We start from the raw sequence: 24,626 nt of genomic DNA, 5'->3' as shown, positions 1-24,626 counted from the left end.
GCATGCAAGCCTTCCACTACACCCGCGCCTCGGACGTCGACGAAGCCGTGCGCCTGGCCGCGCAAAGCGGGCCCGGCGCGCAGGTGCGCTTCCTGGCGGGCGGCACCACCCTGGTCGACCTGATGAAGCTCGATGTCGAGACGCCCACCCACGTCGTCGACATCAACGGCCTGGGCGGCCTGGACCAGGTGGAGCCGCTGCCCGACGGATGCACCCGCATCGGCGCGCTGGTGCGCAATGCCGATCTGGCGCATCACCCGCACATCGCCGCCCATTATCCGGTGCTGTCGCAGGCGCTGCTGGCCGGCGCATCGGCTCAGCTGCGCAATATGGCCACCACCAGCGGCAACCTGCTGCAGCGCACGCGCTGCGTGTATTTTCGCGATCGCGCCGCCCGTTGTAACAAGCGCAGCCCGGGCAGCGGCTGCGACGCCATCGGCGGCCACAATCGCAATCTGGCCGTGCTGGGCGCCAGCCCCCATTGCATTGCCAGCAACCCGTCGGACATGAACGTGGCGCTGATGGCGCTGGACGCCACCGTGCACGTGCGCGGCCCCGATGGCGCGCGCGACATTGCCCTGCGCGACTTCTACCTGCTGCCCGGCGATACGCCCCAGCGCGAAACCGTGCTGCGGCCCGGCGAGCTGATCACCCATGTCAGCCTGCCGCCGCCGGCCCCGGGCGCGCATTCTACCTACGTGAAGCTGCGCGACCGCGCCTCGTACGAGTTCGCCCTGGCCTCCGCCGCCGTGGTGCTGCAGACACGCGATGGCCGCATCGCGGCGGCCGGCATCGCCCTGGGCGGCGTGGGCACCCGCCCCTGGCGTTGTCCGCGGGCCGAGCAACTGCTGGCCGGCCAGCAACCCGGCATCGAGCCCTACCGGCAGGCCGCCCGGGCGGCACTGGAGGACGCCGTCGCGCAAAGCGAGAACGGCTTCAAGATCGAGCTGGCCCGCCGCTGCCTGGTCCATGCCCTGTCCACGGCCCTGCCGCCGCAGTAAGGAAGCGCATCATGGATCATCCCCGCTTTGTTCATCCCGACGCCATCGGCCAGCCCAGCACGCGCATCGACGGGCCCGCCAAGGTCAGCGGCGCGGCGCGCTACACCGCCGATTTCATGTTGCCCGGCATGCTGTACGCCGTGCCGGTATGCGCCACCATCGCGCATGGCCGCATCACGGGCCTGGATGCCGAGGCCGCGCGCGCCATGCCCGGCGTGCATGCCGTCTTGCACCGAGGCAACCGTCCGTCGCTGTACCGTGCCGCCAGCGGGTCGATCGACGAGGCGCGGCCGCCGCTCGACGACGACACCATCCGCTACTACGGCCAGTACGTGGCCGTGGTGGCGGCCGACACGCTGGAGCAGGCCCAGGCCGCGGCCCGCGCGGTACGCGTCAGCTACGAGGCGCAAGCTCCCGACGTCTCGCCGCCGGCCGATGAAGACACCCCCAATATCGAGAGCCAGCGCGGCGACGCGGCCACCGCCTATGCCCAAGCGCCGGTGCAAGTGGATGAGGTCTACACCACGCCGGTCGAGACGCACAATTCCATGGAGCTGCACGCGTGCGTGGCCGAGTACGACGGCCAGTCCTACACGCTGTACGAGACCAGCCAGGGCGTGGTGAATCACCGCGATGTCATGGCGCAGATGCTGGGCGTCGGCAAAGAGAGCGTGCGCGTCATCTCGCATTACCTGGGCTCGGGTTTCGGCGGCAAGCTGTGGCCCTGGCCGCATTCACTGCTGGCCGCCGTGGCGGCACGCCAGCTGGGCCGTCCGGTGAAGCTGGTGATCAGCCGCGCCATGACCTTTCACAGCGCCGGCCATCGCCCGCATACGCGGCAGCGTATGCGCCTGGGCGCCACGCGCGATGGCAAGCTGGTGTCGCTGCGGCATCACTATTTAAGCCAGGCCTCGCAGCTGGACAAGTACCGCGAACGCTGCGGCGAAGCCACGCCGCGCATGTACAGCACGCCCAACCTGCAGGTTGGCTGGGGCCTGGCGCGGCGCCATGTCGGCGCGCCCACTTCCATGCGCGGCCCCGGCGCGGTGCCCGGCATGTACGCGCTGGAATCGGCCATGGATGAACTGGCCGTTGCCTTGCAAATGGATCCGGTGGAACTGCGCCTGCGCAACGAACCGGAACACGATGAAGGCAATGGCCTGCCGTTCTCGTCGCGCCACCTGCGCGAATGCCTGCGGCAGGGCGCCGAGCGGTTCGGCTGGCAGCGCCGCCAGCCCGGCCTGGGCGCGATGCGCCAGGGCGATACCGTGCTGGGCTGGGGCGTGGCCTCGTGTTCATGGCTGGCCTTGCGCATGCCCACTGATGCCCGCGTGACCCTGTACGCCGATGGCTCGGCGCGCCTGGACTGCGCCACGCAGGACATCGGCACCGGCACCTACACGGTACTGGCGCAATTAGTCAGCGCCGAAACCGGCATTGCGCTGGACCGCATCCAGGTTGGCCTGGGCGACACGCAACTGCCGCCGGGCCCCGTGTCGGGCGGATCGGCCGCCACCGCGTCTGTCGTGCCGGCCGCCCTGCAAGCCACGCGCGAGGCGGCGCGCGCCGCCCGCCGGCTGGCAGCGCAGCCGGGCGGACCTTACGCCGGCAAGCCCGATCAGGAGCTGTCCATGCACGCTGGCCGCGTCCGCCTGTCCGCCGATCGCGCCGATGCCGGCGTGCCGCTGGGCCGGGTGCTGGCCGCGGCCGGCGTGGCGAGCGTGTCGGGCGAGGGCCATGGCGACAGCGGCGGCGCGCTGAAGCAGCAATATTCGATCAACTCGTATGGCGCGCATTTTGTCGAAGTTACCTGGCATCCTGCCACGGCGCGGTTGCGGGTCTCGCGCGTGGTCACGGTGATCGACGGCGGGCGCATCATCAATCCGCGCACCGGGCGCAACCAGATAGAAGGCGCCATCGTCATGGGCGTGGGCATGGCCATGCTGGAACACACGCATTACGACAGCCGCTCGGGCGCGCCCGTGAACAGCAACCTGGCCGACTACATTGTTGCCACGCACGCCGACGCGCCGCGGCTGGACGTCAGCTTCCTGGACTACCCCGACTACATCTGGAACGAGGCGGGCGCGCGCGGCATCGGCGAAATCGGCCTGGCCGGCATTGCCGCGGCCATCACCAACGCGGTCTATCACGCCACCGGGGTGCGCGTGCGCGACCTGCCGGTCCGTATCGAAGACCTGCTGTAGGCGGGCCCCGCTATATCGCGAATAGCAGGCCGTCAGGCCTGCGGCGCGGGCGGTTCGGCGGGCTGCGGCGGCTTGCGGCTGCCGAAACGCTCGGCGAACTGCCGCGTGAACACGGCGCCAAAAAAGAAAATCTGCGCGGAATAGTAAATCCACAACAGCAGGGCGATCAGCGAGCCCGCCGCGCCGTAGGCCGACACCGTGCCGCCCCGGCCCAGGTACAGCCCGATGCCCCACTTGCCCACCAGGAACAGCGCCGCCGTCACGATGGCGCCCGGAATCACGTCGCGCCACGGAATGGCAATGCTGGGCAGCAGCTTGTACACCACCGCGAACAGCGCCGTCACCACCGCGAACGAGAACAGGTTGGACAGCCAGCCGGCCAGCACCGCAAAGGCCGAATGGGTCCACAGATCGCCATAGTAGCCCTTGGCCGCGCCCAGCGCCGCATTCATGATCAGCGACAACAGCAGGAACAGGGCCAGCACCAGCACCAGGCCGAACGACACCATGCGGCTGCGCACCATGCCTTGCAGGCCCGATTTGCGTTGGCTGGTGGCGTCCCACAGTTCGTCCAGGCTGGCCTGCAGCTCGGCGAACGCCGTGGTGGCGCTGAACAGCAGCACGGCAATCGACAGCAGCGCCGCGATCCAGCCGCCGCCCGACTCGTGCGCGCTGGCCAGCACGGTCTGGATGACCTCGGCGCCGCGCGCGCCGGTCAGGTCGCGAACTTGGGCGAACAGCTCCGAGCGCACGGCCTCTTCGCCGAAGAAAATGCCCGCCACGGCAATCACCAGGATCAGCATCGGCGCCAGCGAAAACACCATGTACAACGATAGCGCCGCGCCCTTGCTGGAGGCCCGGTGGCCCGACCACTGCTTGGCCGAGTCGACCAGCAGTCCGTAGATTTCCGAGGGGCGCAGCATTTGCAGCAAGCGGGGCGGGATAGTCATGGCGCTCATTTCGCAGTCGGAATTCCCGCATTGTAGGGGGGCGGCTCGTCCGCCCACAATCCGCAAACCCTGTGCCCGCCGTGCGCGCGGGCGGGGCGCCCAAAAAAACACCCCCAAGGGGCGAACCCTTGGGGGCGTTGGTCTGGCGTATCCCCGGACGGGCCGGGGATGCTCGCGGCAGCGGCGCGGACTTAGAAGTCCATGCCGCCCATGCCGCCCATGCCGCCGGGCATGGGAGGAGCAGCGGGCTTGTCTTCGGACAGTTCGACCACGGCGGCTTCGGCCGTCAGCAGCAGGCTGGCCACCGAGGCGGCGTTCTGCAGGGCGGTGCGGGTCACCTTGGTGGGGTCCAGCACGCCTTGTTCGACCAGGTCGGTGTACTCGCCGGTGGCGGCGTTGTAGCCGTAGTTGCCCTTGCCGTTCAGCACGTTGTTGACCACCACGCTGGCTTCTTCGCCGGCGTTGGTAACAATGGTGCGCAGCGGTTCTTCGACAGCACGCAGGATCAGCTTGATGCCGGCGTTCTGGTCAGCCGTGTCGCCCTTCAGGTCGGCAATGGCTTGCTTGGCGCGCAGCAGCGCCACGCCGCCGCCGGCAACCACGCCTTCTTCCACCGCGGCACGGGTCGCGTGCAGGGCGTCTTCGACGCGGGCCTTCTTTTCCTTCATTTCGACTTCGGTGGCAGCACCGACGCGGATCACGGCAACGCCGCCGGCCAGCTTGGCCACGCGCTCTTGCAGCTTTTCACGGTCGTAGTCCGAAGTGGCTTCTTCGATCTGGACGCGGATCTGCTTGACGCGCGCTTCGATCGACTTGCTGTCGCCAGCGCCGTCGATGATGGTGGTGTTTTCCTTGCCCACTTCGATGCGCTTGGCCTGGCCCAGTTCCTGCAGGGTGGCCTTTTCCAGCGACATGCCGGTTTCTTCCGAGATGACCACGCCGCCCGTCAGGATGGCGATGTCTTCCAGCATGGCCTTGCGGCGGTCGCCGAAGCCAGGCGCCTTGACGGCGGTGGTCTTCAGGATGCCACGGATGTTGTTCACCACCAGGGTGGCCAGCGCTTCGCCTTCGACGTCTTCAGCGATGATCAGCAGCGGACGGCTCGACTTGGCGACTTGTTCCAGCACGGGCAGCAGGTCGCGGATGTTGCTGATCTTCTTGTCGAAGATCAGGACGTACGGATCGTCCAGCGCGGCGACTTGCTTGTCGGGGTTGTTGATGAAGTAGGGCGACAGGTAGCCGCGGTCGAACTGCATGCCTTCGACCACGTCCAGTTCGTTGTCCAGCGACTTGCCGTCTTCGACGGTGATGACGCCTTCCTTGCCGACCTTGTCCATCGCGTCGGCGATGATCTTGCCGATGGATTCGTCGCTGTTGGCCGAGATCGAGCCAACCTGGGCGATTTCCTTGCTGGTGGTGACCGGCTTGGATTGCTTGGCCAGTTCAGCCACGGCGGCGGACACGGCTTTGTCGATGCCGCGCTTCAGGTCGATGGGGTTGAAGCCGGCGGCAACGTACTTCAGGCCTTCCTGCACGATGGCCTGGGCCAGCACGGTGGCGGTGGTGGTGCCGTCGCCGGCGTTGTCCGAGGTCTTCGAGGCAACGTCTTTGACCAGCTGGGCGCCGATGTTCTCGAACTTGTCTTTCAGTTCGATTTCCTTGGCAACCGACACGCCGTCCTTGGTGACGGTGGGGGCGCCGAACGAACGCTCGAGCACAACGTTGCGGCCTTTGGGGCCGAGGGTGGTTTTGACAGCGTTGGCGAGGACATTCACGCCGCGGACGATGCGGACACGGGCGTCGTCGCCGAACAGGACTTGCTTGGCAGCCATTATGAGCTTCCTTCGAAAATTCGGTTCAGGTAATTACTGGATCACGGCGAGGATTTCTTCCTCGCGGATGACGAGCAGCTCTTCGCCATCGACTTTCACCGACTGGCCGGCATACTTGCCGAACAGAACCTTGTCGCCAGCCTTCAGGTCAACCGGCAGCACTTTGCCGTCTTCGGTCTTCTTGCCCGGGCCAACGGCAACCACTTCGCCTTGATCCGGCTTTTCAGCGGCGCTGTCGGGGATAACGATGCCCGAGGCAGTCTTGCGCTCGTTGTCCAGGCGTTTGACGATCACGCGATCGTGCAGGGGACGCAGGGCCATGAGGGAACTCCTGTTTCTATAGAGAGAAGGGTGAAATGATCGGATTCAGGCCGGGAGGCGGTGTTAGCACTCACCGGCAGCGAGTGCTAATTATAGGGATCATGCGGCGTGGTTCAAGGGGGGAGGGGGGCGCTGTTACATATTTGGGGCGAACTGCACCTGCCTGGCCGGTGCCTGTGGCAATGTTTTGTCCCTCTTTATCCGGCGCCACCATGACCCGCACCTCAGCCGGAACTGTGCTTCCGCCTCACGCCGCAACCGCCGGATGAGCCGGCACCGTGAACTGAACCACGGCCCCGCGCGGCGAGTTTTCGCTTGCCCACAGCCGGCCGCCGTGCGCGTCGATGATCGAGCGGCAGATCGAAAGCCCCATGCCCAGGCCCGTAGACTTTGTCGTATAGAACGCGGTGAAAGGGCGTTCGTTGTCGTCCAGGCCGAAGCCAGGGCCCGAATCGCGCACGGCCACCAGCACCAGTCCGCGGTCGGCCTTGCGGGTGCTGACATGCACTTGCCGCAAGCCATCGTGCACGCCCGTCATCGCCTCGAGCGCGTTGATGATGAGGTTAAGCAGCACCTGCTGCAGTTCCACGCGGTCGCCTTCAACAAGCGGCAGTCCGTCCGCCAGCTGCGTCTGTATGGCGGCGTGGCCCTTCTTGGCTTCTCCGCGCGTAAGCTCGATGATCTCGCGGATTGCCTCGTTGATATCCACGGGCTCTTTCCGTGGCGGCGCCTTCCTGATCAATTGCCGGATGCGGTTGAGCACTTCGCCGGCGCGGTTGGCGTCTTTGACGATACGGCCAAGCGCAAGGCGGGCTTCGCGCGTATCGGCCGGTTGTAGATCCAGCCAGCGCAGCGCGGCCTCGGCATTGGTTACCGTAGCGGCAATGGGCTGATTGACTTCATGGGCAATCGAGGCCGTCAACTGTCCCATGGTGGCCACCCGCGTGGCGTGGGCCAGCTCGGTCTGCACCTCGCGGTAGCGCTGCTCGCTTTCGCGGAACTTCATTTCCGCCTGCTTTTGTTCGCTCAGGTCGAGCACGAAGCCGATTCCCTGGCCGGTTCCGGACAGCGCCAGGCCGACGATAACGGACACGCGGCTGCCATCCTTCCGGATATAGGCTTTCTCGAACGGGTGGGCGCGGCCCGTCTGCCTGCATTGCTGCTGCGCCTGCTCGGTGGCAAGGCGGAATTCTTCCGGCGTCAGCTCGTCCCAGCGTATCAGTCTGGATTCCAGGTCTTCCCGGCTGTATCCCACCATGCGCAGGAAAACATCATTGGCTTCTACGATGGTTCCATCGGCATGCCAGGTGACGATGCCGATAATGTTGGCTTCGACCAGGCTGCGGAATCGCGCCTCGCTGTCCGCCACTTCGCGATACAAGCGGGCGTTCTCGATCGAAATTGCGGCTTGCGAGGCAACCAGCCTCAGCATGGCCACCCGCCCCGCGCTGAATACCCGCGCGGTAAGGTTGTTCTCGAGGTAGAGCGCGCCCATGAGCAGGGCCCCGTTCACCAGGGGCAGGCATAGCACAGAGCGGGCGCGATGCTGGCGCACGTAGGGGTCGGCGGCCCACGCGGGGTCGGCCGAGGCGTCGTCCACCGATATCGTTTCGTGTGTGCGCAAGACGTGCAGAAGCACGGACTCGGGCAGCATTGCCGCGCTAAGCGGGGTGTCGGACAACTGCAGAAGAACCGCGTCGCCCCGGGTGGTGGCCTGGGCGGCAACGCGGTACCCCGCCCCGCCCTGCGACAGGATGAGCAGGCCGCGCTCGGCGCCGGCCTGTTCGATTGCCGTGCGCATGACCATGTCTATCAGCTTTTCGAGATGGATTTCTCCCGACGCTGCCTGCGTGACCTTGATCACGGTGGCCAGGTCCAGGTGTTCGATAGGCGCCGCGATGGTATTGGTTGGCCTGGGCGCTGTTTCTTCCGTCTTCAGGTACGCGTGGGTCGCTTCCAGTTGCCGCACCTTGCCGTTGGCGCCCCAGCGCAGATAGCCGTAGCGGGCATCGTGCATATATGCGCGCGCAATCTTCCCCAGGCCGCGCGCGTCGTAGAAGTGCGATGCCAGTTCGTTGGCAAGCGCTTCGATGTGGGGAAAGCCGCTGTCTTGCGCCGAATGAATAGCCTGCTCGTAGAGCATTTCGGCATCGATCAGGCGGTCTTCCAGGCGGGCGATCTCGGCGCCCACCAGGGCGACGTGGCTGGCGAAGTTCTCTGGGCAGAGCTCGGCCCAGGTGCGCAGTTCCCGGTGGTGGGCGGCAAGCATCGCCAGATGCGGCGGCCGGTCTCCGGCGGGAATGGAGCCGCACCAGCCGGCCCTGGCCAGCGCGGCATAAAAGTAGTATTCGGCCTCTTCAATAAACGCATGCAAGGTCCAGCGTAGTTCATGCGCCCGGGACGCGGCATGCATGGCTGCCTCGTGATCGCCGGCAAGATAGCGGGCCTGCAGTTTTCTAACCCAGTACCAGCACGCGGCAATGGCCAGCGAAGGGTTCGACAGCTGATGCTCGGTCCGGGCTTCGTGATAGTGACCGTCTTCAAGCTGGCCCAGCACCGGCGTCAGGCCGCGCAGCATGCGGATCAGCGCGAGCTGGTTCTCGATGAAGTGCGCGACGACGCTGAACCCGACTTTTCTGGCGTACGCCAGGCGGGCTTCGGCCTCGCGTTGCAGTCCGGGTAGCGGCTCGCCGGTGAAAAGCAGGTTCGAGACCAGGCAGTTGCACGCGAAGGCGCTGAACGGAATGTCGCCGGTCCGGCTGGCCATGTCGAAAACGCGGCGCACCTGGCTGCTGCAAGCCCGCACGGGTTGCGCCCAATGCGCGACGAAAATGGTGTAGGCGTGGTAGGTGCTGGCTTTGTAGCGTTCGAGGCCGCGCCGCTCGACGAGCTCGCAGCCCAGCTTGCCAAACTGGAACCCGGCCTGGTAGTTGCCGAAGAACCGCCCGGCGAACTTCGGGAAGTTGGTGTAGGCCACGCACGACGCATCGCCGTTGCCGTGCTCCAGGCTGAGATTGATTGCCTTGCAGATGGTCAGGCAGCCAAGGTTCGTGTCCGTGAGCACCGCCGAGGGCAGAAACCGGGTCAGCACCTCGACGGTGGCAAGGGCCACGGGGTCTTCCATGGGCGGCATATCGATGAGCGCCTCGATGCGCCGGTCTCCCACCAACGACCAGATGCGCTCGTATTCGCGTCTTACCGTCGCTTCATCGGGGCGGGGCTGCCACGCTACGCCCGTCCGGCGCAGGAACGCGAGACTTACGGTAACCGCGTTCTCGCTTTGGCCCAGCATCAGGTAGATATCTGTCTGCAGGCATGCTACGCGGGCATGCTCGACGGTGCTGGCGGCACGTTCCGACAGCGCCGCCAGCCGCTCTTTGGCCAGCGGCAGCTGCCCCGTCAGCAGCTCGCATTCTGCCCTGTTCAGCTCCAGCGCAAAGCTCAGCGCGTGGCGCCGCTGCCAGCATTCGTCGTCCAGCAGCTCGCCGCCAGCAACGAAATAGGCGAGCGCCGAGGCGTAGGCGGTGGACGCCTTGGCGCGCTGGCCGGCGAGCAGGTTAAGTTCGGCCAGCTGTTCCCGTTCTTGCGGCTCGGCAATCAGCGCGGCGCCGCGGTTCATCTGGCCGACAATTTCGAAGATCGTTTCCTCGCGCTGCGCGGGGGGCGTCCGGGCGACCAGCAGCCGGCCGATCCGTAGATGGGCTTCGGCGCGCGACTGCGGCGGAATCAATGAATACGCCGCTTCATGGACCCGGTCGTGAATGAAGGCGTAGGCGTTTTCCCGCCGCACGATCAGTTCCTGGCGAACCGCCTCCCACAGCAGCGCATGCAACTCTCCCTGCGGCATGCCGAGCACGGCCGACAGGGTGGCGGCGCCGGCGGCGCTGCCGAGGCAGGCCAGTTGCTGCAGCGCCTGCTGCGTCGCGGTCGGCAGGCGTTCCAGCTTGCCGGCCATCAGGTCCACGATGTTGTCGGTGTAGGCCGTCGCACGAATGCGCTCGGTGTCCCACTGCCATTGCCGCGCCGCATGATCGAAAACCAGCAGGCCCGCTTCGCTTAGCGAAAGCAGGAACTGGATGACGAAGAACGGATTGCCGCCCGTCTTGTCACGCACCAGGCGCGCCAGGGGTTGCACCGATCCCGGCGTGTGGCGCAGCGCGTCGGCAATCAGGTGCTGGATGTGCGCATCGGACAGCGGCGCGAGGCGGATTTCATCGACGCGCACGCCGGCGCCGCGCATCGCCTGAAGGCTGGCTGCCAGTGGGTGGGCGGCATCGACTTCGTTGTCGCGATAGGCGCCTATTAGCATCAGGTGGCGCAGGTCCGGGTGGGTGAGCAGGTCGCCCAGCAAGTCCAGCGTTGCCGAATCCAACCATTGCAGGTCGTCGAGAAAAAGCGCAAGCGGATGCTCTGGCCGGGCAAAAGCGCCGATGAAGCGCCGGAACACCAGTTGGAAACGCAGTTGGGCCTGGTGCGGCTCGAGTTCGGCGACGGGAGGCGGCTCGCCGATAATGAGCTTCAGGTCGGGGATGAGATCGGTCATGAGCGCCGCGTTGGGGCTTAGCGCTTCTTGCAACGCCTCGCGCCAGCTTTCCAGTTCGGCGTCGGGCTTGCCAAGCAGCGCGCGCACCAGGCTCTGGAAGGCCTGGATCAGCGTGGCATACGGAACGTTGCGCTTATGCTGGTCGAACTTTCCCGAGGCGAACAGGCCGCGCCGCGGCACCAGGATCTTGTGCAGTTCGTCGACGATTGAAGATTTTCCAATGCCTGAATATCCCGCCACGAGCACCAGTTCGGGCACGCCGCTACCGACGATGCGGGCAAACGCGGCGGCCAGGGCATCGACTTCCCGTTCCCGGCCATAGAGCTTCTCGGGAATGATCAGCCGGTCGGGAGCGCCGAGTTCATCGAGGGAAAATTCATCGATGCGACCCAGCCGGTTCCAGTCGGCGAGGCAGCGCCGCAGGTCGTGCTCAAGGCCGGCCGCCGTCTGGTAGCGGTCTTCGGCCGTCTTGGCGAGCAGCTTCATGACGATGCGCGAAATCGCCGCGGGCACGGTCGCCACGCGCTCGGCGGCCGGCATCGGGGTCCTGGCGATATGGCAGTGCACCCATTCCATGGCGTCCATGGCGGAAAACGGCAGCACGCCGGTCAGCATCTGGTAGAAAGTCACGCCCAGCGCATAAAGATCGCTGCGCGAATCCACCGACCGGTTCATCCGGCCGGTTTGTTCGGGGGCCATGTAGGCGAGCGTGCCGGCAATGGTTTCTGGCGGCGTGGGCGCTTGCCGCTCGCGCGGCAGGCGCGACGCCAGGCCGAAGCCCGTGAAACGCGCGCGTCCGTCGGTGCAGTGCACGAGAATGTGCGCGGGCTTGATGTCTTTGTGGATCAGCCCGTGCTGGTGAAGCTTGTCCAATGCAGTGGCAATGCCGAGCGCGAGCTCCAGAAACAGGCTGATTTCCAGCGGCCCGTCAAGCAGATGCGCGAGCGGCCCGCCGCCCGGATCTTCGAGCACCAGCGTGGTCTGGTTGTTTTCGCGGGTCAGCAGCAGCGGGCGCGCGGCCCACGCACTGTCGAGCTCATTTCTCAGGTCGAATTCGTGGGCAAGGCGGTCAAGCGTTTCGGGCAAGGGCTGCTCGATGGCCGGCCGCGCAAACAGCACATTCTGGCGAGATGGCGCATCGAATTGCCCTCTCCAGAAAATGCGCTCGCCATCGTCCCACGAAAGCTTCATGTTCTTGTCCATCGACGCTGCAACGATATAGGTCGCTTCTGCGGACGCAGGCGTGCCGTAAGGATATATCAGTTCCCGCGGCGGCCACAGGGGCGGCAATGCGTCGCCTGCGTGGCATGTGCCGGGTCATACCTTCGTATTACTTCGCCCCACCTGTGTATAGGAATTTGCCACACCGCCGAAGAATGGTTCTGTGGCGTCAGATGCGTACGATGGTGTCTGTAGCGTGCCGTCGGTCCAACGTATCCACAGGGAGTAATCACATGCGACTCGTCATCATAGGCGCCGGCTTCGCCGGCATGTATGCCGCGCTTTCCGCGGCTCGTCTGCGCGATATTCAGGGAACCACTCCCGAAGAGCTAGAAATCGCGCTGGTGTCTCCTGAGCCGAGGCTGGTGGTTCGCCCGCGGCTTTATGAACGGAATCCCGAAACGCTTGCCGCGCCGCTTGCGGATGTGCTGAAGGCGATTGACGTGGTTTACGTGCAGGGCAGCGTGGATGCGGTCGATACCGAGGCCCGCACGGTACAGATTGTGAACCAAAAAGGTTCGCGCGAGCCACTGTCGTACGACCGCCTGGTTGTGGCGACCGGTAGCCGATTGTTCCGTCCCGATATTCCCGGCCTTGCCGAACATGGCTTCAGCGTTGATTCTCTGGACGACGCGGTGGCCCTGGACAAGCACCTGCACGGCCTGGCCCAGCGCCCGGCCGGAAACGGGCGCGACACGGTGGTGGTGGTGGGCGGCGGTTTCACCGGCATCGAGGCGGGCACCGAAATGCCGGGCCGGCTGCGCGAGATTCTCGGCAAAGACGCAAAAATCCGCGTGGTCATCGTTGACCGCAATAGCGCAATTGCGCCCGACATGGGAGCAGGCCCGCGCCCCATTATCGAAGACGCCCTGCGCAAGCTGGGCGTGGAAACCCGTCTTGGCGTCGGGGTGGATTCACTGGACGCTTCCGGCATCACACTGTCCAGCGGCGAGCGCATCGAGGCCGCAACGGTGGTCTGGGCCGCCGGCATGCGCGCCGCGCCTCTGACCGCCCAGATTTCCGCCGAACGCGACAATTTCGGCCGCCTGGTGGTCGACCGCGATTTGCGCGTGCCGGGCGTGCAAGGTGTATTCGCCACGGGTGACGCCGCGCGAGCTGCCTGCGACAATGACGGCAACAACGCGCTGATGTCCTGCCAGCACGCCACCAGAATGGGGGCTTTTGCCGGCAACAACGCGGCGGCCGAATTGCTGGGCGTACCCGCCCAGCCTTACCACCAGAAGGCTTACGTTACCTGCCTGGACCTCGGCGAAGCCGGCGCGCTGTTCACGCGCGGCTGGGAACGCAAGGTGGAAATGGTGGGCGATGTCGCCAAGAAGACCAAGCAAGAGATCAACACGGTCTGGATCTACCCGCCCAAGGCCGAGCGCGCCGCCGCGCTGGCATCGGCCGACCCGCAGCGGGTGACCGATCTTTGATTCTGCCTGGCATGGGCCGCGCCGCCTGCAAGGCAGGCGTGGTCCGCATTGCCGGGCTGGCGGTCAGGAATGAAGCGCGAGCGATTCCGCTTTCCTGACCAGGTCCGCTACCGAGCGCGCGCCCATTTTCTTCATGACCTGGCCACGGTGAATTTTGACCGTGACCTCGCTGACGTTGAGCTCGAAGGCGATCTGCTTGTTCAGCAGGCCGCTTACCACAAGCGCCATGACTTCGCGCTCACGCGGCGTCAGCGATGCGTGGGCGGCCCGAAGCTGAGCGATTGATTGCTCGGCCGCCAGGCGTTCACTGTCGCGGGCCAGGGCGTTGGCCACGGCGTCGAGCATGTCCTGGTCGCGAAAAGGCTTGGCCAGGAAGTCGACGGCGCCCGCTTTCATGGCCTTGACGGTCATCGCGATGTCGCCATGCCCGGTCATGAACACGATGGGCATGCGCAAGCCGCTTTTCGCAATCTGTTCCTGGAAGGCCAGGCCGCTTTCGCCGCGCAACCTGACGTCGAGAACCAGGCAGCTGGGTCCTTGTGACTTCGGGAAGGCCAGGAACTCCTGGGCCGACTGGAACGTTTCTACGCGCAGCCCGCTCGATCGGAGCAGGCTTTGCAGCGAGAGGCGCATCGATTCATCGTCGTCGACGATATAAACGAGCGGTTCTTTGCGCTCTTGCGGGGCTGGGGCCGAAGCTGAAGGGGGCCGCGCGGTCATCTCGCTTCCTTTCTCTCATCCGGCAGCGAGCATAACCGATGGCCGTTGAATCGGCCAGGGTGTCACAGGCATGGAAAACGCCGCAAGCCTTGTGGGCTTGCGGCGTTCCGCCGGGCGGACACAGCAATCTAAACGACTGGGCTGAACCGCCACGCGCTGGTCAGTAGTCCCACTGCACCGGCACGAAACGGAAACTCTTGCCATTCTTCGCGATATGGCCGATAGAAGGAAACGCAACGTGCGCCGCCGCCAGAAGCGCGCCGGTCTCCGCAGCCTCGTTGAGCAGCGAAATACGCACGTCGACGGCTTTTTCGGGTTCGTGTTCGAAGCCATTCTGCCATTCGGGGTTGTCGAACCCGACTTCGAAGATCGCGTCGCCCACGAACGTCAGCTTCTCGCCTTGCGACGCCACATCCACCACACAGTGCCCCGGCGTGTGCCCGCCGGTTACGCGCGCGGACACGCCCGCCGCGACTTCCACGGTCTGGCCGAACGGCACGATGTTGTCGCGGTACAGCTCCACGAACTTCGCGGCTGCCTTGCGCAGGGCGGGCGGAACGGCCTCTGGCATGACGGTCTTGCTGAAGTCGGGGTTCTGCCAGAACTCGACTTCCGAGGCCGCCACGTGAATGCGCACATCAGGGCGCAGCTTGGCCTTGACCCCATCGACGTTCAAGCCGCCGACATGGTCCATATGCATGTGCGTAATCACGATGTCGGTAATGGCAGCCAGGTCGATGCCGGCCGATTCCAGGCGCATGACCGAGCGGCCGGCGCGCGAGAAATATTCGAAGCCGTCACCCACGCCAGAGTCGACCAGGATCAGGTGGTCGCCGCTGCGCACCAGCGCGATATTCAGCGCCCAGTCGAACATATCGCGCTGCAGGAACCGGCCGTCGAACCATTCATTGCGGTCCGACTCCTTCACGTTGGTGGACATGGTGGAAGTCGGCAACGGAAGAATGCCGTCGCTGATCAGCACCACATCGATATCGCCCACGCGCACGGCGTAGCGCGAGGGCACGAGTTCGCCGGCGTTTTCCTTGCCGAGCGTGGCGGTAACAGGCTGCACATTGCGGGTTGTCTGGCTCATGTTCGAGACTCCTGTCAATTGAATGGGGTGGCCGCGTGGCAACGCTTTGCGCAGCCACCGTCGCGACAAATTCTAGAGATGCGCCGCCAACGCCAGTAGTACCGCGCAGGCGTTCAGTATGTTGGCCGAACGACAACAATCGACAAGAGAGCTGGCCGGCCGCCACAGGCGACTGCCGGCCCCTGCCGCGCTTGCCGGTCCACGCTTTCGGGCCCGATTTCTCTAATACGTTGGTATGATTCCGGACCCCAGGAATGGGCATTACGCTATTCATTCGCGGGCCTGCGCCCGCGCGCTGGTTGGCGTGTTTTCCGCTCGTTCCATTTCCTGGCGTCCGATGGTGGCCTTTTGTACCCAGAACAGATAGTTGCGATCGTCGACGACGACGAATCCATTCGCCACGCCACGGATAGCCTCGTGCGCTCATTTCGCAGGCGCACTCTGGTGTTCGCCTCGGCCGAAGACTTCTTGCAGTCCGGCAAGCTTGCCGAGACGTCGTGCCTGATATCCGACATCATGATGCCGGGCATGTCGGGGCTGGAAATGCACAAACGCATGCGGATGCTTGGCTACGCCCCGCCCACCATATTCATTACCGCGTATCCGGCCGCGGACCTGACCGCCCAGGCCATGGCGAGCGGCGCGTTGGCGGTGCTCGAAAAACCTGTCGAGGCCGACGCCATCGCATACTGGCTGGACATTGCCATGGGAGCGCCGTAAACGCGCGCCGGTGTTCGCGCTTATTCCGGTCTGGCCGTATGGCGCGGATGCGCGGCTCATACCTTTGTATTAGCCGGCCGCCCGTTTGTATGACGGCTCACCAGACCGGCAGACAATGGTTGTCTGGCCCCACTCGCGTACCATTGATACACGGCAGCAGAGAGATCGCAGGCGGCAGCCGCAGAGATCTCCACGGTTCTACGCACAGCAGCCTCGGAGCCATCAATGAGTCAATCGGATCTATCGCAACCCGCATTCAGTGCCGGCCTGCCAGATCGCGCCGCTTCGCTGTCGAACTGCCTGGCAACCAGTTATGCGGGCATCATCGCGTTCATGGCCGTTGCGACAGAAGGAAGCTTCTCCAAGGCAGGCGAGCGACTTGGCATCGGGCGATCAAGCGTTTCGCGCAGTGTGCAGCGGCTCGAGCAACACCTGAAGACACGCCTGTTTTTGCGAACCACGCGCGCCACCAGCCTCACGCGCGAGGGTGAGCGGTTTTTCAAGCATTGCCACATTGGCGTCAGCCATATCGCAGGCGCTGTCAACGACATGCTGGAGCTTCGCAGCGGGCCGCCTCGCGGCCTGTTGCGGGTGTCATCCGGCATCGGATTCGGGCGCAACGTCGTGGCGCCGCTATTACTGCAATTCTCGGAAGCCTATCCTGATATTTCGGTAGAGCTGCTTCTGAACGACAGGCCGGTCGATTTTGCGGGTGACCGGATCGATGTGGCGTTTCAGGACGGGCGCTTGAAAGATTCATGCGTAGTGGCCAAGCAACTGGTGCCGATGCAGATGGTGGTTTGCGCGTCGCCGGCCTATGCCGATGCGCGCGGACTGCCCGCGACGCTGGACGAACTCGGGCAGCACGATTGCATCAACATGACATGCTCGTCCGGGCGCGTTCTTGAGTGGGAATTCATGGTGCAAGGGCAGGTGCGTACGTTTCTGCCGTCTTCCAAACTTACGTTCAACGATGCTTATCTGGTCAGGCAGGCGGTTCTGGACGGCCGGGGCATTGCGCAGGTGTCGGCGCATCAAGTGCGGGATTGCTTGCGGCGCGGCGAATTGGTAACGGCGTTGACCCAGTATGCGGCGAAAGATCGGGGTCACTATATTTGTTACCTGAGCCGGGAACATCTGCCGGCACGTGTCCGGGTTTTTGTCGATTACATGACGGCGCAGATCCGGGCGCTGGACTTGAACGCCGTGCAGAGGCCCGGCGTTGGTGAATGCTGAGTGTGACGCATCGGGCGCCGGTGCAGATGCCGCGGGGGCCGGGCGCCCCTATATATAATTGGCCGGCAGGTAACTGGCCCAGCAAAGGATGCTCGCGCACGGCCATTCCCCAACCGCCGCCCTTGGGGCGGACCCAAAGCACCAGACCAGGCCCCTTATGGAAGACGACGTTCATTTTTATCGCCCCGATGCCGGCCACGGCCTGGCCCACGATCCTTTCAAGGCCATTGTGGCGCCGCGCATCGTCGGCTGGATTTCCACCGTCAATGCGGCGGGGCTGCCCAATCTGGCGCCCTACAGCTTCTGCTCTGCCGTGTGCTCGCGGCCGGACATCATTTCGTTTTCCAGCGCGGGCTACAAAGACAGCGTGCGCAATATCGAGGCGACCCGCGAGTTTGCCTGGAACTTCGTCAGCCGCGAACTGGCCGAGGCCATGAATGCCACTTCCGAGGCCGTCGGCCCCGATATCAACGAGTTCCAACTGGCGGGAATCGAGTCCGCCGCCGGGCGCGCGATCAGCGTGCCCCATGTGGCGGCGTCGCCCGCCGTGCTGGAATGCAAGTTGCTCGACATCGTTCCCCTGAAAGACCTGAACGGGGACAGCGCCGGCCATTGGGTCGTGTTCGGGCAGGTAGTGGGGGTGCACATCCGCCGCAAGTACCTGCGAGATGGCCTGTTCGATACGTTCCTGGCGAACCCGGCGCTGCGTGCCGGCTATCGGGCGGATTACATGAGCGAAGGGAAGCGCTTCGAGATGTTCCGGCCCGGACAGGGCTGATGCGCTAGTGGCGGGCGGGTCCGGCGATCCATACACCGGACCATATGGTTAATAAGATTATTTCATTTGAGTCGGTATGGCTGCGACCAGATAATGGCCAGCACTCAAATAACTAATTATTAACCGGAGACAATCGCCATGCCTTCTGCCTCGCGAGTGCGGCGGACGACGCACGCCCTGTTGCTGAGCCTTGTGTTGGGGTCGGCCGCCGCCCAGGCGGCCGACACTTATCCCGACCGTCCGATTACCCTGGTGGTGCCGTTTGCCGCGGGCGGCGGCGCCGACGTCATTGCCCGGCTGCTGGCCACCAAGCTGCCGTCGCAGCTGGGCGGCCAGTCGGTCATTGTGGACAACAAGCCGGGCGCTTCGGGCAATATCGGCGCCGGCCAGGTCGCCCGCGCGCCGGCCGACGGATATACCTTCCTGCTGACCAACAGCACGCTCACCATCAACGCCAGCCTGGCCATGCAGGGCACGCCCGATGTGCGCAAGGAATTGGCGCCCGTGTCGCTGCTGGTCATCGCCCCGGTGGCGCTGGGTGTCAATGCGTCACTGCCGGCCAAGACCGTGCCCCAGCTGATCGACTACGTTAAGCAGAACAACGGCAAGCTCAGCTATTCTTCTTGCGGCAATGGCACGCCGCAGCATTTCACGGGCGAGTTCGTCAAGCAGGCGGCCGGACTCGACATGGTCCACGTGCCTTACAAGGGCTGCGCGCCGGCCGTCAATGACGGGCTGGGCAATCAGGTGCCCATCCTGTTCAGCACCATTCCCAACCTGGCGCCGCATGCCGAGACCGGCAAGCTGCGCATGCTGGGCGTGGCCTCGGCCAAGCGGGTGTCGTTCATGCCCGACTTGCCGGCCATTGCCGAGACCAAGCCGTTCGGCTCGCTGGACATTTCAGTTTGGTTCGGCGTGTTCGGGCCGCAGGGGCTGCCCGCCGATGTGAAGGCCAAGTTCGAGGCGGCTGTCACGGCCACCATGGCGGACCCCGCCGTGCAGAAAGCCTTCCGCGACCGCTACTACGAAATCGAGAAAACCGGCGCCGCGGCCATGGCCAGCCAGATCGACAAAGACCTGGACATGTACGGCAAGCTGGCCAAGCAGGCGGGCATCACGCTGCAATAACGCCGCCCTGTCTTCAGACTTCGTTCCAAGGAAACTTCATGAGCATTGCCCCGGACCTTAAAGCCTGCATCGATGACCTGGTGGTCGCCAACCGCGTGCTGGCGCGCTTCGGCGTGCTGGACGGTTTCGGCCACGTCAGTGTGCGGCATCCGCATGACGCGCAGCGCTTCCTGCTGTCGCGTTCGCTCGCGCCCGAGCTGGTCACCGCCGACGACATCATGGAATTCGGCATGGACTCCGAGGTAGCCAGCCAGGATGACCGCAAGCCCTACCTGGAGCGCTATATCCATGGCGAGATCTATCGCGCGCGGCCCGACGTGCACGCCGTGGTGCACAGCCATTCGCCATCGGTGATTCCCTTTGCCGGTTCGTCGGTGCGGCTGCAGCCCATTTACCACATGGCCGGCTTCCTGGGCGGCGGCGCGCCGGTGTTCGACATTCGCTGCTGTTTCGGCCATACCGATATGCTGGTGCGCAACCGCGACCACGGCAAGGCGCTGGCGCAGGCGCTGGGCGACCGGCAGGTTTCGCTGATGCGCGGGCATGGTTTCGTGGCGGTGGGCGGCGGTATCCCCGTGGCGGTGTACCGCGCCATCTATACCGAGATGAACGCGGCATTGCAGCAGAAGGCCATCGGCCTGAACGGCGAAGTCACGTATCTCAGCCAGGAGGAGGCCGCGCTGGCCGACGAGATGATGGCAGGCGTGATGAACCGGCCCTGGGAGCTGTGGAAAAAGAAGGCCTTTGAATAAGCGCGGGCGTCAGCCCGCCACCAGCCGCAGCAAGGTAATTTCCGAGGGTGCGCCCAGCCGCAACGGCGGACCCCAATAGCCGGTGCCGCGGCTGGTGTACACCCACATATCCTGGTAACGGTGCAGGCCGGCGGTAAACGGTTGCTGGAAGCGCACGAACAAGTTCCAGGGCAGGAACTGGCCGCCATGCGTGTGGCCCGACAACTGCAACCGATAGCCGGCTGGCGCGGCCGCGGCGGCGCTGCGGGGCTGGTGCGCCAGCAGCAGGCTGATGGCGCTGGCGGGGGCCCCGGCCACGGCAGCCGCCGGGTTGCTGGCCTGTGCCGGGTTGAACGCGCCTGCGCTGTAGTCGGTGACTCCGGCCACGACCAGTTGCGCATCGCCGTGATCGAGCACAACGTGTTCGTTCATCAAGACTCGCAGGCCGAGGCGGCGAAACTCTGCTACCCAGTGGTCCGCGCCGGAATAGTATTCGTGGTTGCCCGTCACCAGGTACGCGCCGTGGCGCGCTGCCAGGCTGCCTAGCGGCCGGGTGTGCGGCGCGAGCTGCTCCACCGGGCCGTCGACCAGGTCGCCGGTAATGGCCACCATATCCGGCTGCAGGGCGTTGACCGCCTGCACGATATGCTCCACATAGCCCTGCTTGATGGTGGGGCCGACGTGAATATCACTGATCTGGGCAATGGTGAACCCCTGCAGCGCATTGGGCAGGCCGGCAATGGGCACGTCGACGCGCTTCACCCGCGCCAGACGCCGGGCATTGACGGCGCCGGCCAGCGTGGCGGCCAGGGCCAGCGCCAGCACCGCCAGGGCGCTGCCGGTCTTGAGCGCGGCCGCCGGCAGCGCGGCCGAGGCCAGGGTGCCGGCCGTGAGCACCGCCGCGAGCATCACGTCGCGCAGCAGGGTGAGCACGAACAAGAACGAGAACAGGCCCATCAGCACCAGCCCGATGGCGGCCACCCGGTCGGCCCAAGGGCGCGCCGCGAAAGGGCGGATCACCAGGGACACCGGCATCAGAATGCACGACAGCGTCAGTGCCGCCACGGCCGCCCATTGCTGACCGTCGGAGAGAGATAGATCGGGAATCAGGCGCAGGCCGACATAGACATGGGCGGCGGCGACAATCGCGACCAGACGCAGGACAAATGAGATTCTGGACATCGGCAGGCAGGCGTGCCGCCTCGACGCCCGGCGCAGGAGCGCCGGCGGGCGGGATTGGAACTGCCTGCAATATTACGCGCTTGGCGCAGGGTGGAAGCCGGCTCGCGAACTCGCGCAAGCGGTCGGGCGGTTCGCTAAAATGGTTGCTATCGTCACCCAGACGCCCCTGCGGCGTCCGTTCGTTCTGAGCGTTCACCGTGCCTCGCGACCCCAAGAACCTGTCGCGCTATTGGTGGGATCGCCACACGCCCGGGCTCAGCCTGATGCACGCGGATTTTTCCACCCAGGAATATCCGCCGCATACGCATGACGGGTTCGTGATCGCCGTGACGGAAACCGGCGGGTCGGTCATCAAGAGCCGCGGCGTGGTCGAAGAGGCGCGCGCGTCGACGCTGTTCGTCTTCAACCCGGTAGAGGCGCATGCGGGCTGGATGGGGTCGAGTGAACGCTGGTTGTACCGGTCGTTTTATCTGACGCAGTCGGCCATCGATGCCGTGGCGGCTGGGTTGGGAATCGAAGACGTTCCTTATTTCACTCGCAACATGTTCAGCGACGGCGACCTCATCGCCAGTTTCCTGTCGCTGCACCGCGCGCTTGAAGATGGCCGCGACCTGTTTCGCGAGCGCGAGCTGCTGTTTTCGACATTTGGACGGCTGTACCAGCGGCATGGCAGCGGTGGCGGGCGCATCGATCCGCCGCCGCGCGACCAGGCGCTGCTGCGCCTGGCGACCGACATGATCCAGGCCCAGTACGCCCTGGATCTGCGCCTGGAAGACCTCAGCCGGGCCGCGGGGCTGACGCCGTTCCAGCTCATTGGCCTGTTCAAGCGCTGCCTGGGCCTGACTCCGCACTCGTACCTGACCCAGGTTCGCCTGGGGCGCGCCTGCCATTTCCTGCGGCGGGGGATGCCCATTGCGCAGGTCGCCGCGGCCACGGGCTTCTACGACCAAAGCGCGCTGACCAGGCACTTCAAGCGGTGCTACGGAATCACGCCGCTGCAGTTTGCCAGGGCGGCCGCCGGCGGGGCGGTTCATTAGCGATCTGCCAGCGGTCGGGTCACGGCCGGATCCCAGCCGGTTCACAGCCAGATAACGGCCTGGCGGCGGCGCCCGGCAGCACGCTCCGCAATTTTTGCCAATACGCCGTTCCAGCTTTTGCCGATACTTCCCGGACTCTTATAACTGTTCAGGAAGTCGGCATGGCAACACCCGCAACGTGCAAGCAAGCCGGGCCGCCCCGGGCGCAGTTGCGCCGGGCTTTGGGTTTGCGCGGCGCCGTCGCGCTGGGCGTCGGCGGAACGATAGGCGGAGGCATCTTCGTATTGGTCGGACACACGGCGGCGTTGGCCGGGCCAGCCGCGCTGCTGGCGTTCGGCCTGGCATTCATCGCGTCGCTGCTGATCGCGCTGCCTTATGCGGAGCTGGCCTGCCGATACCCGGAGGCAGGCGGCGGCTATGTGTTCGTGCGCGAAGTGCTGGGGCGCGGATGGGGCTTTCTGATGGGCTGGGTGTTCTGGGGCGCCTATATTTTTGTCAGTGGCTATGTCACGCTGGGATTCGGCGGGTATCTGGCGTCGCTGACCGGCCTGCCCGCCACCTGGAGCGCCGTCGGGCTGGTGCTGGTTTGCGCGGCGGTCAACCTGGCGGGCGTCAAGCTGTCGGGGCAGTTGCAGGTGCTGGTCATCGGGCTGGCGCTGGCGGGCCTGCTGGGTTTCGCCGTGCTGGGCATGCCGTCGGTGGACGCGGACCGCTTCACCCCCCTGATGCCCAACGGGTTCGCCGGAATACTCTCGGCCGCGCTGATCGCCTTCCTGGCCTTCGGCGGGTTCGACATGGTTGCCGCGGCCGGAGAAGAAATCGAAAAGCCCGAACGCAACCTGCCACTGGCCATTCTGCTGACGCTTGGCATCGTGCTGGTGGTGTATTTGCTGGTTGCCTGCGCCGCGCTGGGCACGCTCGACTGGCGCGAACTCGGCGCTTCCGCCGCGCCGCTGGCCGATGCCGCGCAGGCTTTCCTGGGGCCCGTGGGGGCCCGCGTGGTGGCGATGGTGGCTGTTCTGACAACGGCGGCCACGGCGAACGCCGTGCTGGTGGCGACCTCGCGCATCAGTTTCGCCATGGCGCGCGATGGCTTGCTGCCGGCGGCCCTGGCGAGGGTCGGCCCCGCCAGCGGCGCGCCCTGGGTCGCGGTGCTGGTCAGCGCAGCCATGCTGGCGTTGGTGGCGCTGGTGGGCACGCTGCATATTTCCACCGCGATAGGCGGCTTCCTGTATGTGCTGCATTTCATTCCACCGTTGCTGGTGCTGCTGAAGCTGCGCCGCGGGGGCAGCCCACGGCCCGCGTTCCAGATGCCGTGGCCCAAGGTCCTGCTGCCCCTGGCGTTCGTCATGGCGCTGGTGCTGCTGGTTTCCAGCGGCGCGGCAGGGCTGGCCGGCGGCGCCGCGTGGCTGGCGCTGGGCCTGCTGATGGGCGGGGCGCGACTGGCCAGCCGGCGGGCGGGAAGGCAGGCCTTGTAAGCGGGGCATTGGCGCCCCCGGCAGAAAGCATTGGGCAGCGGCGCGATCTGCGCCTATCATTGCCCGACTCGCTTGCGACCAAACCCATGGCCGACCTGAAACTCCTGGAAGATCTGATCGCGCTGGCCCAGACCGGCAGCTTCGTGCGCGCGGCTGAACTGCGCCACGTTACCCATCCGGCGTTCGGCCGGCGTATCCGCGCGCTGGAAGCCTGGGCTGGCACGCCGCTGGTGCAGCGCCAGCGGGCGCCCGTCATCCTGACGCCGCAAGGCGAAGCCCTGCTCAAGGCGGCGACCCAGGTCGTCGAGCGAATGGAGCAGGTGCGTCACCGCATACGGGGCGCGGGGGCGGCCGGCGAACCCGTGCTGCGCATCGCAACGGGGCGCAGCCTGGCCCGCACGCTGGTAGCCGACTGGATCGCCCGCTTGCGGCATCGCAGCCCGAAGGTGCTGACCGACGGCGCGCAGGTCGAGCTCAGCACCGGCATGATGAAAGAGCTGGTCGCGCGGATGGAGCAGGGCCGCATCGACCTGCTGTGCTGTTACGAGCATCCGGCGCTGTCGGTGCAGCTCAGTCCCGAACGCTACCGCTACATGACGCTGGGCATCGACAAGCTGGTGCCCGTCAGTCAGGCGGATACGCGCGGCCGGCCGCGTTATGCGTTGCGCGAAACCGGTCCGGGCGTACCGCTGCTTACGTATGCCGGCGGGCTGTCGATGGAGCGCATTCTCGGCGACCGGCTGGAGGCCATGCCGTACGCGCTGGCGCCTTTCATGCGCATCGACTCCCTGGATGCCGCGCATGGCCTGGTGCTCAAGGGGCTGGGCGTGGCGTGGCTGCCGTGGTCCATGGTGGCGGGAGACTGCCGCCGCGGTGTGCTGGCGGCGTTGGGCGGGCGCAGCGAGGAAATCTCTTTCGAGGTGCGCCTGTACCGGTCGCGCGCCAGGCTGGCCGACCTGGCCGAGGCAGCCTGGGACGTGACTGCGAGCCGCGCGGCCTGAGTCGGCCG

General features: G+C 65.7%; 19 protein-coding genes. 11 read left to right on the top strand and 8 right to left on the bottom strand.

All coding sequences use genetic code 11. The features are described 5' to 3' along the window. The first annotated feature begins 2 nt into the window (after nt 1-2). Both BPET_RS19970 and BPET_RS19965 read left to right on the top strand, forming a co-directional pair. Nucleotides 3-1,001 (top strand): FAD binding domain-containing protein, encoded by a 999-nt coding sequence (locus BPET_RS19970; RefSeq protein ID WP_012250827.1) that lies wholly within the window; start codon nt 3-5, stop codon nt 999-1,001. Nucleotides 1,002-1,012: 11 nt separating this feature from the next. Continuing rightward, nucleotides 1,013-3,208 carry a xanthine dehydrogenase family protein molybdopterin-binding subunit gene (locus BPET_RS19965; protein ID WP_012250826.1) on the top strand — a complete coding sequence of 732 codons (2,196 nt, stop codon included), beginning with the start codon at nt 1,013-1,015 and terminating at the stop codon, nt 3,206-3,208. Nucleotides 3,209-3,240: 32 nt separating this feature from the next. Here the strand turns inward: BPET_RS19965 and BPET_RS19960 are convergent, their stop codons facing one another. The 4 genes from BPET_RS19960 to BPET_RS19945 all read right to left on the bottom strand — a co-directional run bounded on the left by BPET_RS19960 (nt 3,241) and on the right by BPET_RS19945 (nt 12,057). Continuing rightward, a complete protein-coding gene (locus BPET_RS19960) occupies nt 3,241-4,158 on the bottom strand; it encodes a YihY/virulence factor BrkB family protein (RefSeq protein ID WP_041863095.1) in 918 nt (305 codons plus the stop codon). Between the two features lie 191 nt (nt 4,159-4,349). Beyond that, a complete protein-coding gene (groL, locus tag BPET_RS19955) occupies nt 4,350-5,990 on the bottom strand; it encodes a chaperonin GroEL (RefSeq protein WP_012250824.1) in 1,641 nt (546 codons plus the stop codon). A gap of 33 nt (nt 5,991-6,023) precedes the next feature. Beyond that, nucleotides 6,024-6,311, bottom strand: coding sequence for a co-chaperone GroES (gene groES, locus BPET_RS19950; protein ID WP_012250823.1), 288 nt, complete (start codon nt 6,309-6,311; stop codon nt 6,024-6,026). A 247-nt stretch (nt 6,312-6,558) separates the two neighbouring features. Beyond that, the gene (locus tag BPET_RS19945; RefSeq protein WP_012250822.1) at nt 6,559-12,057 is read right to left on the bottom strand and encodes a trifunctional serine/threonine-protein kinase/ATP-binding protein/sensor histidine kinase; all 5,499 of its coding nucleotides are present in this window, start codon (nt 12,055-12,057) and stop codon (nt 6,559-6,561) included. A gap of 251 nt (nt 12,058-12,308) precedes the next feature. Between BPET_RS19945 and BPET_RS19940 the strand changes: the two genes are divergently transcribed. After that, nucleotides 12,309-13,514, top strand: coding sequence for an NAD(P)/FAD-dependent oxidoreductase (locus BPET_RS19940; RefSeq protein WP_012250821.1), 1,206 nt, complete (start codon nt 12,309-12,311; stop codon nt 13,512-13,514). A gap of 63 nt (nt 13,515-13,577) precedes the next feature. On the opposite strand, the gene BPET_RS19935 is transcribed toward BPET_RS19940, so the two are convergent. The 3 genes from BPET_RS19935 to BPET_RS27470 all read right to left on the bottom strand — a co-directional run bounded on the left by BPET_RS19935 (nt 13,578) and on the right by BPET_RS27470 (nt 15,729). After that, nucleotides 13,578-14,234, bottom strand: a complete 657-nt coding sequence (locus BPET_RS19935; RefSeq protein ID WP_012250820.1) for a response regulator transcription factor — start codon at nt 14,232-14,234, stop codon at nt 13,578-13,580. 160 nt (nt 14,235-14,394) lie between these two features. Next, nucleotides 14,395-15,327, bottom strand: a complete 933-nt coding sequence (locus tag BPET_RS19930) for an MBL fold metallo-hydrolase (protein ID WP_012250819.1) — start codon at nt 15,325-15,327, stop codon at nt 14,395-14,397. A 270-nt stretch (nt 15,328-15,597) separates the two neighbouring features. Continuing rightward, nucleotides 15,598-15,729: a hypothetical protein gene (locus tag BPET_RS27470; protein ID WP_269446948.1), complete on the bottom strand. Its 132-nt coding sequence runs from the start codon at nt 15,727-15,729 to the stop codon at nt 15,598-15,600. A 15-nt stretch (nt 15,730-15,744) separates the two neighbouring features. Here BPET_RS27470 and BPET_RS19925 point away from each other — a divergent pair, with 15 nt between their 5' ends. From BPET_RS19925 to BPET_RS19905, 5 genes are all read left to right on the top strand, one after another. Further along, nucleotides 15,745-16,047 (top strand): response regulator transcription factor, encoded by a 303-nt coding sequence (locus BPET_RS19925; RefSeq protein ID WP_331386510.1) that lies wholly within the window; start codon nt 15,745-15,747, stop codon nt 16,045-16,047. 225 nt (nt 16,048-16,272) lie between these two features. Next, nucleotides 16,273-17,283, top strand: coding sequence for a LysR family transcriptional regulator (locus tag BPET_RS19920; protein WP_012250817.1), 1,011 nt, complete (start codon nt 16,273-16,275; stop codon nt 17,281-17,283). A gap of 157 nt (nt 17,284-17,440) precedes the next feature. Further along, entirely contained in the window at nt 17,441-18,061 is a 621-nt protein-coding gene (locus tag BPET_RS19915; protein WP_041863093.1) for a flavin reductase family protein, read from the top strand. A 138-nt stretch (nt 18,062-18,199) separates the two neighbouring features. Then, on the top strand, nt 18,200-19,189 hold the full coding sequence (locus BPET_RS19910; protein ID WP_012250815.1) for a tripartite tricarboxylate transporter substrate binding protein: 990 nt from the start codon (nt 18,200-18,202) through the stop codon (nt 19,187-19,189). A 38-nt stretch (nt 19,190-19,227) separates the two neighbouring features. Beyond that, entirely contained in the window at nt 19,228-19,941 is a 714-nt protein-coding gene (locus tag BPET_RS19905) for a class II aldolase/adducin family protein (protein ID WP_012250814.1), read from the top strand. A gap of 9 nt (nt 19,942-19,950) precedes the next feature. Here BPET_RS19905 and BPET_RS19900 read toward each other — a convergent pair whose 3' ends face one another. After that, nucleotides 19,951-21,102: a metallophosphoesterase gene (locus BPET_RS19900; protein ID WP_012250813.1), complete on the bottom strand. Its 1,152-nt coding sequence runs from the start codon at nt 21,100-21,102 to the stop codon at nt 19,951-19,953. Nucleotides 21,103-21,299: 197 nt separating this feature from the next. Between BPET_RS19900 and BPET_RS19895 the strand changes: the two genes are divergently transcribed. The 3 genes from BPET_RS19895 to BPET_RS19885 all read left to right on the top strand — a co-directional run bounded on the left by BPET_RS19895 (nt 21,300) and on the right by BPET_RS19885 (nt 24,618). Continuing rightward, nucleotides 21,300-22,139, top strand: coding sequence for an AraC family transcriptional regulator (locus tag BPET_RS19895; RefSeq protein ID WP_012250812.1), 840 nt, complete (start codon nt 21,300-21,302; stop codon nt 22,137-22,139). A gap of 161 nt (nt 22,140-22,300) precedes the next feature. Then, on the top strand, nt 22,301-23,617 hold the full coding sequence (locus tag BPET_RS19890; protein WP_012250811.1) for an APC family permease: 1,317 nt from the start codon (nt 22,301-22,303) through the stop codon (nt 23,615-23,617). A gap of 86 nt (nt 23,618-23,703) precedes the next feature. Next, nucleotides 23,704-24,618 (top strand): LysR family transcriptional regulator, encoded by a 915-nt coding sequence (locus BPET_RS19885; protein WP_012250810.1) that lies wholly within the window; start codon nt 23,704-23,706, stop codon nt 24,616-24,618. Nucleotides 24,619-24,626: the final 8 nt, after the last annotated feature.

Source organism: Bordetella petrii, assembly GCF_000067205.1.
GTDB classification, from domain to species: Bacteria; Pseudomonadota; Gammaproteobacteria; order Burkholderiales; family Burkholderiaceae_B; genus Bordetella_A; species Bordetella_A petrii.
The sequence above is the reverse complement of the archived record's forward strand: the minus strand, read 5'-3'. Positions and strand labels throughout refer to the sequence as shown.